Source organism: Plantibacter sp. VKM Ac-2880 (assembly GCF_015351235.1).
Lineage (GTDB): Bacteria > Actinomycetota > Actinomycetes > Actinomycetales > Microbacteriaceae > Plantibacter.
Genome location: NZ_JADKSJ010000004.1, coordinates 1 through 2,386, shown reverse-complemented (window position 1 = coordinate 2,386; position 2,386 = coordinate 1). Strand labels below are relative to the sequence as shown.

At 53.8% G+C, this 2,386-nt stretch carries 2 rRNA genes; both read left to right on the top strand.

The features are described 5' to 3' along the window. The first annotated feature begins 283 nt into the window (after positions 1-283). Positions 284-1,804, top strand: a 16S ribosomal RNA gene (locus tag ITJ57_RS19190). Positions 1,805-2,250: 446 nt separating this feature from the next. Then, a 23S ribosomal RNA gene (locus ITJ57_RS19185) occupies positions 2,251-2,386 on the top strand; the annotation flags it as partial.

Genomic DNA, 2,386 nt, shown 5'->3' with positions numbered 1-2,386 from the left:
TAGAGAAGTTGCCCTGCAGGGCGGTCGTGATGGCCAAAGGCAGGAGCATCCGATCCTTGAGAACTCAACAGCGTGCACAATGTCAAATGCCAAAAACCTCGTGCAATTGATGCCTTCCTTTTCGGTTGGTTGATGTTGCGGGAGATTCCTTTGGAAAACATTTAAACAAAACAAAGCAAGTCAGTAATGATTTGTTCTGTCAGTTTCAAACTTGCATCGTGTTCACCTATTCCGGTGGCATGGTGCGCGAAATGTGCCGGTTTTCGGATCGTGCAATTCAACATTTACGGAGAGTTTGATCCTGGCTCAGGACGAACGCTGGCGGCGTGCTTAACACATGCAAGTCGAACGATGAAGCCCAGCTTGCTGGGTGGATTAGTGGCGAACGGGTGAGTAACACGTGAGTAACCTGCCCTTGACTCTGGGATAAGCGTTGGAAACGACGTCTAATACCGGATACGAGCTTCCACCGCATGGTGAGTTGCTGGAAAGAATTTTGGTCAAGGATGGACTCGCGGCCTATCAGCTTGTTGGTGAGGTAATGGCTCACCAAGGCGACGACGGGTAGCCGGCCTGAGAGGGTGACCGGCCACACTGGGACTGAGACACGGCCCAGACTCCTACGGGAGGCAGCAGTGGGGAATATTGCACAATGGGCGAAAGCCTGATGCAGCAACGCCGCGTGAGGGACGACGGCCTTCGGGTTGTAAACCTCTTTTAGCAGGGAAGAAGCGAAAGTGACGGTACCTGCAGAAAAAGCACCGGCTAACTACGTGCCAGCAGCCGCGGTAATACGTAGGGTGCAAGCGTTGTCCGGAATTATTGGGCGTAAAGAGCTCGTAGGCGGTTTGTCGCGTCTGCTGTGAAATCCCGAGGCTCAACCTCGGGTCTGCAGTGGGTACGGGCAGACTAGAGTGCGGTAGGGGAGATTGGAATTCCTGGTGTAGCGGTGGAATGCGCAGATATCAGGAGGAACACCGATGGCGAAGGCAGATCTCTGGGCCGCTACTGACGCTGAGGAGCGAAAGGGTGGGGAGCAAACAGGCTTAGATACCCTGGTAGTCCACCCCGTAAACGTTGGGCGCTAGATGTGGGGACCATTCCACGGTTTCCGTGTCGTAGCTAACGCATTAAGCGCCCCGCCTGGGGAGTACGGCCGCAAGGCTAAAACTCAAAGGAATTGACGGGGGCCCGCACAAGCGGCGGAGCATGCGGATTAATTCGATGCAACGCGAAGAACCTTACCAAGGCTTGACATATACGAGAACGGGCCAGAAATGGTCAACTCTTTGGACACTCGTAAACAGGTGGTGCATGGTTGTCGTCAGCTCGTGTCGTGAGATGTTGGGTTAAGTCCCGCAACGAGCGCAACCCTCGTTCTATGTTGCCAGCACGTAATGGTGGGAACTCATGGGATACTGCCGGGGTCAACTCGGAGGAAGGTGGGGACGACGTCAAATCATCATGCCCCTTATGTCTTGGGCTTCACGCATGCTACAATGGCCAGTACAAAGGGCTGCAATACCGTAAGGTGGAGCGAATCCCAAAAAGCTGGTCCCAGTTCGGATTGAGGTCTGCAACTCGACCTCATGAAGTCGGAGTCGCTAGTAATCGCAGATCAGCAACGCTGCGGTGAATACGTTCCCGGGCCTTGTACACACCGCCCGTCAAGTCATGAAAGTCGGTAACACCCGAAGCCAGTGGCCTAACCGCAAGGATGGAGCTGTCTAAGGTGGGATCGGTAATTAGGACTAAGTCGTAACAAGGTAGCCGTACCGGAAGGTGCGGCTGGATCACCTCCTTTCTAAGGAGCATGTGCAACGCTCGTCTGTATACAGCGAGGTTTACGTTGCCAAGTCACACTGAGACGAATGTTCTCGGGTGGCGCTCATGGGTGGAACATTGACATTGGCATCAGATCGAATGATCGGAACTTAGTACGCTGCTTGCAGTTGGAACGGTGCCGGCCAGGAGGTCTGGTGCATGCACGCTGTTGGGTCCTGAGGGACCGGATCTTTCCTGCTTCGGTGGGGGAGGACGAACCTCAGGGCCTGTTGTTGTCGGCATACATCGCCGTGACGCAGGTACCGCCCGTACTTTGAGAACTACACAGTGGACGCGAGCATCTTAGATTCATGGCCCTTCGGGGTTGTGGATCACAAAGATCAAAACATGCTTCTTCGGAAGTGATGTTGATCATTGGTCAATCTTCATCAGGTAACTGGTGACGATCGATTCAAACTCATGTGATTTCAAATTTCTAAGAGCAAACGGTGGATGCCTTGGCATCTGGAGCCGAAGAAGGACGTAGTAATCTGCGATAAGCCTCGGGGAGCTGATAAACGAGCTGTGATCCGAGGATTTCCGAATGGGGAAACCCCGCCAG